The organism is Alloalcanivorax xenomutans, assembly GCF_900217905.1.
Taxonomy (GTDB): Bacteria; Pseudomonadota; Gammaproteobacteria; order Pseudomonadales; family Alcanivoracaceae; genus Alloalcanivorax; species Alloalcanivorax xenomutans.
Map to the genome: position 1 here is coordinate 19590 of NZ_OBMO01000034.1, position 7976 is coordinate 27565.

Annotated in this window: 6 protein-coding genes; 5 read left to right on the forward strand and 1 reads right to left on the reverse strand. The window is 60.3% G+C overall.

Annotated elements, in window-relative coordinates:
• Positions 1–3 precede the first annotated feature (3 nt).
• Together CRO06_RS19445 and CRO06_RS19450 are read left to right on the forward strand one after the other, a co-directional pair.
• Positions 4–2163 carry a TRAP transporter permease gene (locus tag CRO06_RS19445; RefSeq protein WP_244902860.1) on the forward strand — a complete coding sequence of 720 codons (2160 nt, stop codon included), beginning with the start codon at positions 4–6 and terminating at the stop codon, positions 2161–2163.
• A 361-nt stretch (positions 2164–2524) separates the two neighbouring features.
• Positions 2525–2830, forward strand: coding sequence for a hypothetical protein (locus CRO06_RS19450; RefSeq protein ID WP_097059196.1), 306 nt, complete (start codon positions 2525–2527; stop codon positions 2828–2830).
• 329 nt (positions 2831–3159) lie between these two features.
• Here the strand turns inward: CRO06_RS19450 and CRO06_RS19455 are convergent, their stop codons facing one another.
• Positions 3160–3594, reverse strand: a complete 435-nt coding sequence (locus CRO06_RS19455) for a pilin (RefSeq protein ID WP_097059197.1) — start codon at positions 3592–3594, stop codon at positions 3160–3162.
• Between the two features lie 361 nt (positions 3595–3955).
• Between CRO06_RS19455 and pilB the strand changes: the two genes are divergently transcribed.
• The 3 genes from pilB to CRO06_RS19470 all read left to right on the forward strand — a co-directional run bounded on the left by pilB (position 3956) and on the right by CRO06_RS19470 (position 7853).
• Positions 3956–5668, forward strand: coding sequence for a type IV-A pilus assembly ATPase PilB (gene pilB, locus CRO06_RS19460; protein ID WP_022995252.1), 1713 nt, complete (start codon positions 3956–3958; stop codon positions 5666–5668).
• Between the two features lie 70 nt (positions 5669–5738).
• Complete coding sequence (locus CRO06_RS19465; protein ID WP_022995251.1) at positions 5739–6962, forward strand: type II secretion system F family protein; 1224 nt, start codon at positions 5739–5741, stop codon at positions 6960–6962.
• 27 nt (positions 6963–6989) lie between these two features.
• Positions 6990–7853, forward strand: a complete 864-nt coding sequence (locus tag CRO06_RS19470) for a prepilin peptidase (protein WP_022995250.1) — start codon at positions 6990–6992, stop codon at positions 7851–7853.
• Positions 7854–7976: the final 123 nt, after the last annotated feature.

The window sequence follows — 7976 nt, forward strand, 5'->3', positions numbered from 1 at the left end:
AGGGTGGAAACGGATCCCGCCATCAAGGAAGCGCTGGAAAAATACGATCGCGAGAGTCTGGTCCGCGACGCCTTGCCCCGCTGGATCCTCGCCTTTATTACCGTTGTGTGCGTCCTGCTGGCGTCCTTCCATTTGTACACTTCCTTTTCCGGGCCGCTGGTGGATATCGCCCAGCGCAGCATCCATCTCTATGTGCTGCTGGCTCTGGCATTCATCCTCTATCCGATCACCAAAAAAGGAGCGCGGAACCGGGTCCCCTGGTTCGATGCCATTCTGGTTATCGTCGCTTTTGCCATTGGCATTTATATGCTGGTGGTGACGGACCGGGTGATCACATCGGGCGGACGTATCAATCAGGTCGATATGGTGGTGGGCGCGGTGGCCATCCTGCTGGTGCTGGATGCCACCCGCAGGGTAACCGGCTGGGGCTTACCGATTCTGGCCACTCTTTTTCTGGTCTACGGCTTCTACGCCAAGCTGTCTTTCTATCCACGGATCAACGAGGCTATCGTCCTGGCCACAGGCCGGCAGATCATGTCGCATCTCGTGTTCATCACCGAAGGCCTGCTCGGCACCGCCATCGCCGTATCCGCCAGCTACATCATCCTGTTCATTCTGTTCGGCGCTTTCCTGGTGAAATCCGGGCTGGGGCAGCTGTTCAATGATCTCGCCCTGGCCGTGGCGGGCCACACCCGGGGCGGTCCCGCCAAGGTGGCGGTGCTGGCCAGCGGTTTTCTCGGTTCCATCAATGGCTCGGCCATCGCCAACGTGGTAACCACCGGCGCCTTCACCATTCCGTTGATGAAGCGAACCGGCTACAAACCCAATTTCGCCGGCGCGGTCGAAGCCTCCGCCAGTGTCGGCGGACAGATCCTGCCACCGATCATGGGCGCCGCCGCCTTCATCATGGCGGAAGTGCTGTCGGTGCCCTACACCCAGGTGATCATGGCCGGCATCATTCCCGCCCTGCTGTTCTATCTCGGTGTGCTGTTCCAGGTGCATCTGCGCGCCATGCGCAACGGCCTGGAAGGGATTCCCAGATCCCAACTGACGCCGATCAAGGAAGTGATGATCAAGCGCGGCCACCTGCTGGTGCCGATGGCGGTATTGATGTGGTTGCTGTTCGAAGGGCGCGCGCCGTTCTTCGCCGCGTTCTGGTCCATCGCCGCCACGGTGCTGATCTGTGGCACCCGGCGGGTGACGATCGGCGCCACGATCCTGCTGACTCTGCTGATCTTCGAGCCGCAGCTGCGCGCCCTGATTCTCGGCAATGCCATTCCTTCCATGCCAACCAGCCGCCTGACTCTGTTCGCGGTCATCGCCATTCCGGTGCTGATCAACGCGGTTCGCGCCCGGCTTGGCCTGGTGGCGGAGAAGATGGATGTGGCCGATTGCCGTGACGCCATGACCGACGGCGTGCGCAACTCCATTCCCGTGGCCCTGGCCTGCGGCGCCGTGGGCATCATCGTTGGTATCGCCACCCTCACCGGTATCGCGCTGGAAGCCGCCGACGCGGTGGTGCAATTGGGACGGGCCATTCCCTACCCGACCCTGCAACTGCTGGCGACCCTGATGCTGACCATGATCGCGTCCATCGTGCTGGGCATGGGGCTGCCGAGCATCCCCACCTACATCATCACCAGCACCATGGCGGCGCCGATCCTGCTCAACCTGCCCTTGTTCCGCGAACTGGCCGGCGACAATGATACCGCCATCTTCATCGCCCACATGTTCGTCTTCTACTTCGGCATCTTCGCCAACCTGACACCACCGGTGGCCCTGGCCGCCTACGCCGGCGCCGGCATCAGCGGCGGCTCGCCCAACGCCACCGGCTTCCAGGCGATGAAACTGGCGGTGGCCGGCTTCGTCGTGCCTTACATGTTCGTGTTCGCCCACAACATGCTGATGATCGACGCCACCGTCGGCAACATCATCTGGGTGATCATCACCGGGACGGTAGGGGTACTGCTGTTGGCGGTGGCGGTGGAAGGCTATCTGCGGCGTCCGCTGGGCGCGGTGTGGCGTCTGCTGGCCCTGGCCGGCGCGCTGTCGCTGATCTATCCCGGCCTGTGGAGTGACGTGCTGGGGGCGGTGATTACGGTGACGTTGTTTTTGTTGGCGAAGAAAGAGGGGTCCGCGACGCCGGTCGAGACCCGCGTCTAGAGCCGGTGCTCGCACGCGGATTGCACCATCTACGTGGCGCGATTCTCGCTCTTACGCCAGAATCACGCCACAATGAGCTCTCCGGACGCCGTACTTCAAAGTCTTCAAGGTCCACCCCAACGGCCTGAATATCAGCGAGCTTCTCCGGCTGCGCCCGGACATTCCCCGCCGCACGCTTCAGCGATGGCTGGCGGTTCTGGTCACCCAACGCAAAGTGCGAACGGCAGGCGCCGCCCGGGCCCGCCGCTACATTGCCATTTTCCCATGGGGGACACCGGCCAAATCGAGCGAACGGCGGTCACTTACGGCGGCGCTATCCTGGACCGCCTGCTGATCGATCTGTCCAGGCCCTCCTGCCACCTTGAGCAACACCTACTCCCGCTTGGCCGCCAACCTTCCGCTCATCCGCGCCAACCTCTGTCCATTGGCTTTCCTCGGCGTGCCGGAGCAGGCCTACAGCCGTGCCATCTTGGGAGTGTACGAACTGACACGCATCGAACTTCTGCGTGATCTCTACCTCTGGGCCCATGAATGCTCCACCCAGGAATACCTGGCCATCAAACAGGAACTCACGGAACTCGATCCGATGCGCCTGGCCTGGCACCAAAGGATCAGGGAGACGGTTCGTCAGGTGGTGCTCCGTGCCGACAGCCCCCCCTGGACGTGATCAGGAACAGCCTGACAGATCTGACTTCTGAAGAGGACCAGGGAGAAGTGGCGGACTTGATCATCGAGGAGCTACGCCGTCTCCACGAAGGCGTTTTGGCACGATACCGCCTGCGCCCGGCTGAGTTTCAGCACTGGAGAGATGTGCAAGGCTACCGCTAATACAGCTCCGTCATTGAGTACGGCGGAGAAGTTACTGAGGCTATCGGGGTTGGTTGCGGTTGGGGGTGGTGTGAAAGCGGGGCTCAGGGATTACGGCTTACGAGGCTGGGCCTCGCTTTTTGCCTGCGATTGCAAAGGCAAAAAGCAAGACCCGACCCTACGATTCGTTTACGGACGACACTCAGAGGGACGATACTTGGCATCAAGCCCACCGCCAGTACAATCCCATGTGATCGCACCTTCAGGCAAAGTACCCTGTGCAATAGCACCGTTGTTATCGCTAGGTACGAAGGTGATTGTATCACCACCGGCAGCAGCCGTAGTAGTTACAGTGATTACCCCTGTCTGCCCATCAATCGCAACACCTTGAACATTGACCGTCGGATTAGGAGCAGTCCAACCAGCTGACAGGTCTGCCGCCGCAGATGAAGCGTTTTCGGCTACGGCAATTTTCGCACCAGAAGCTAAAGACAGCGCCTCAGCCACCCGGCTACGAACGGTGTAATCCTGATAAGCCGGAATAGCGACCGCCGCCAGAATCCCAATGATCGCCACCACGATCATCAATTCAATCAGCGTAAAACCCTTTTGCACGTTTTTCATTGTTGCGTCTCCATAGCGGGAACTGTGTTTTCCGTGCTCACCCCCAAGGCGAGCGTCGCGCCTTCCCCAATGCAGCTACCGGGCCAATTTGCCTGAGCCAGGATTCACGGGGGCTGGAGACAAAGTGTGAACGGTGCACTCTGCCGCTTTGCGTCAGCCACTGACCGGTTTTGTCACCCTGAATGGACGGGTTTGGGCACCTGCTCGAATGGCCGCTCCGCTCCAGCAGTTGCTCTCCGTCAAGGAAGTGGGACCCGGTTCTCAGCCGCCGGGCACCGGCTCTTTACAGCCTGGACAAAGGCTGCCAATCTTCTGATACATAAGAATTATTTCCTATTCACGAACTCATTCTTTCCGACCCATGAGCAGTCCTCAATCATCCCTGAGCGGCCTCGCCCGCCGCTTGGTCAACGAAGGCCATCTGTCCACCGAGCAGGTGATGGAAGCGGCCGGCGCCGCCCGCCGGGAGCAGATGCCGCTGGTCCGGCGTCTGGTGGGCTCGGGTCTGCTGACCGCGGCCACCGTGGCACGGGCTTCCGCCGAGGAGTTCGGGGATCCGGTGATAGATCTGGACGCGTTTTCCCCGGATGTCCTGGTCAAGGACCTGGTGGATACCAAGCTGATCGCCCGCCACACCGTCCTGCCCCTGTACAAAAGGGGCAGCCGTTTGTTCGTCGCCGTCTCCGACCCCACCAATCTGCCGGCGCTGGAGGAAATCCGCTTCAATACCGGCCTCAACGTGGAAACAGTGATTGTCGAGGACGACAAGCTGACCCGTTGGATCGACCGGCTGGAGTCGGAGGCGGAGGGCAAGGCGTTCGCCGATCTGGACGAGGGACTGGACAATCTGGACGTGGCCAACGGTGAACCGGCCGCGGACGCCAAGGACGAGGCCAACGGCGCCGACGATGCCCCCATCGTTCGCTTCGTCAACAAGCTGCTGCTGGACGCCATCAAGGGCGGCGCCTCGGACCTGCACTTCGAACCCTACGAAAAGACCTACCGGGTACGGTTCCGTCAGGACGGTGTGTTGCAGACCATGTCCAAGCCGCCGATCAACAGCGCCAGCAAGATCGCCGCCCGGCTCAAGGTGATGGCGCGCCTGGATATTTCCGAACGACGGGTTCCCCAGGACGGTCGCATCAAACTGAAGATTTCCAAGAATCGCGCCATCGATTTCCGGGTCAATACCTGCCCCACTCTGTTTGGCGAAAAGATCGTGCTGCGGATTCTGGATCCGGACAGCGCCAAGATGGGTATTGATGCGCTGGGCTATGAACCCGAGCAGAAAGACATGTACATGAAGGCCCTGAACCAGCCCCAGGGCATGATTCTGGTCACCGGCCCCACCGGTTCCGGTAAGACCGTGTCTCTTTATACCGGCGTGAACATTCTCAACACGCCGGAGCGCAACATCTCCACCGCCGAGGATCCGGTGGAAATCAACCTGGAAGGCATCAATCAGGTCAACGTGAATCCCAAGCAGGGGCTGGATTTCTCGTCCGCGCTGCGGGCGTTTCTGCGTCAGGATCCCGACGTCATTCTGGTGGGGGAGATCCGCGATCTGGAAACCGCGGAAATCGCCGTGAAAGCGGCCCAGACCGGCCACCTGGTGTTATCTACCCTGCACACCAACAGCGCTCCGGAAACCCTGACCCGTCTGCGTAACATGGGGGTGCCGTCCTTCAATATCGCCACTTCGGTGAGTCTGATCATCGCCCAGCGCCTGGCCCGCCGCCTTTGCAGCCACTGCAAGGAAGCGGTGGATGTGCCCAAACCCTCGCTGCTTGCGATGGGTTTCACGGAACAGGACATCGAGAGTGGCTTTACTGTGTTCGGCCCGAAAGGCTGCCAAAAATGCAATAACGGCTACAAGGGCCGGGTGGGGATCTATGAGGTGGTCCGGGTCACGGACGGTATTGCCCGCATCATCATGCAGGATGGCAATTCCATCGAGATCGCCGACCAGTGCCGCAAGGAAGGCTTCAACGATTTGCGCCGCTCCGGGCTGCTCAAGGTGATGCAGGGGGTCACCAGTCTGGAGGAAATGGACCGGGTCACCAGCGGCCACTAGAACGTTCATGGGGACGTGTGCACGGAATTTCCGTGGCGCGAGACACGATTAAGGGGGATACAGGACGCCTATGGCTAAGACAGCGGCGCAGCAGAAAACCGCCACTTTTCTCTACGAAGGCCTTGATCGCAAGGGCAGTAAAGTCAAAGGGGAAATCAGCGGCAAGGGCCCGGCGCTGGTGCGCGCTGAATTGCGCCGCCAGGGCATTCAGGCACGCAAGGTGATCAAGAAACGGGAGCTGTCCCTGGGCGGCAAGAAGAAGATCAAACCCGCCGACATCGCCCTGTTCACCCGCCAGATGGCCACCATGATGAAAGCCGGCGTACCGCTGGTGCAATCCTTCGATATTGTCGCCGATGGTCTGGACAATCCATCGATGAAGGACGTGGTGCTGAAGATCAAGACCGAGGTGGAAGGCGGCAACAACTTCGCCGGAGCCCTGCGACAGCACCCGACACTGTTCGACGATCTGTACTGCAGCCTGATCGAATCCGGCGAGGCTTCCGGCTCGCTGGAGACCATGCTGGATCGTGTCGCGCTCTATAAAGAAAAAAGCGAGGCCTTGAAATCCAAGATCCGCAAGGCGGTGAAATACCCCATTGCCGTCATCTGTGTCGCCGTTATCGTCACCGGCATCCTGCTGGTAAAAGTGGTGCCCACCTTTCAGGAATTATTTGAAGGATTCGGGGCCGAGTTGCCGGCCTTTACCCAGTTCGTCATCGGATTGTCCGAAGGACTGCAGGCTCATTTTCTCCCCATACTGCTTGGAGCAGGCGCGATTATTGCCGGTTTCATCCAGGGAAGGAAACGGTCCCAAACCTTCAAGGACGCCGTGGATCGCCTGTTGCTGCGCTTGCCGATCATTGGCGACATCACTCACAAAGCCACCGTGGCCCGGTTTGCCCGAACCCTGTCCACCACCTTCGCCGCCGGTGTCCCTCTGATCGACGCCCTGGACGCCTGCGCCGGCGCCACTGGCAATGTGGTTTATCGCAAGGCGGTAGTGCAGGTCAAAGAAGACGTGGCCACCGGCCAGCAGCTACAATTCGCCATGCGTTCCACCGGTGTTTTCCCGCCAATGGCCTTGCAGATGACCGCCATTGGCGAGGAATCCGGGGCCCTGGACGGTATGCTTGGTAAAGTCGCCACCTACTACGAGGATGAGGTGGATAATCTCGTGGACGGTCTGACCAGCATGCTGGAGCCGCTGATCATGTCGGTGCTGGGTGTGCTGATCGGCGGCCTGATCATCGCCATGTATCTGCCGATCTTCCAACTGGGTCAGGTGGTCTGACCGACAACAAACAGGATAACGACATTCGTGTTTAGCTTTCTCGCCGACCAGCCCGCACTGCTCATTCTCTTCTGTACCGTGTTCGGGCTGCTGGTGGGCAGCTTTCTCAATGTGGTGATTCACCGCGTTCCGCGAATGATGGAGCGCACCTGGCGGCGCGAAGCCCAGGAAGTGCTGGAACTGCCCATCGAGGAAACCAGCCCTTACAACCTGGTGGTGCCCCGTTCCCGCTGCCCGCATTGCGACCACGCCATTCGCTGGCATGAGAACATCCCGGTGGTCAGTTGGCTGCTGTTGAAGGGACGCTGCAGCGCCTGCGGCCAGGGCATCAGTGCCCGCTATCCCTTGGTCGAGTTGCTCAGCGCCCTGATCGCCGCTGTTTGCGCCTGGCAGTTTGGCTATGGGGGCTGGCTGATATTCGTGCTGTTCGCCAGCTTTACCCTGCTGGCATTGGCGGCCATCGATCTGGATACCACGCTGCTCCCTGATGCCATGACCTTCCCGCTGCTGTGGGCAGGTTTGCTGGCGGCGCTGCTGGGCATCTCGCCGGTTGCCCTGCCGGACGCCGTCGTCGGCGCCATGGCCGGTTATCTGTCGTTGTGGAGCCTGTACTGGGTATTCAAGCTGGTCACCGGCAAGGAAGGCATGGGCTACGGTGACTTCAAACTGCTCGCCGCGCTGGGCGCCTGGCTGGGCTGGCAATATCTGCCGCTGGTGATTCTGTTGTCCTCGGTGGTGGGTCTGGTGTTCGCCATTGGCATGATGGCTCGTGGTGGCCTCAAAAAGGGTCAGGGCATTCCCTTCGGTCCCTATCTGGCCATTGCCGGCTGGATCGCGCTGTTATGGGGCGACACCATCGTCGGTGCTTATCTGGGTCTGTTTCAATTCTAGGATATCGCCTTCTCTGCCTACAAAGTCGCTGTGGGAGATTCTATGGTGCCCTGCAACGCTTAAAAGAGCTTTGCGGGGCAATATTCTTGTTGCTGCTTCATCAGGGCGAAGGCGGTGCGGGCG

What these genes read in the sequence shown, in the direction of transcription:
- CRO06_RS19455 (WP_097059197.1), bottom strand. Translation starts at nt 3,594, where the DNA reads ATGAAAAACGTGCAAAAGGGTTTTACGCTGATTGAATTGATGATCGTG.
- pilB (WP_022995252.1), top strand. Translation starts at nt 3,956, where the DNA reads ATGAGCAGTCCTCAATCATCCCTGAGCGGCCTCGCCCGCCGCTTGGTC.
- CRO06_RS19465 (WP_022995251.1), top strand. Translation starts at nt 5,739, where the DNA reads ATGGCTAAGACAGCGGCGCAGCAGAAAACCGCCACTTTTCTCTACGAA.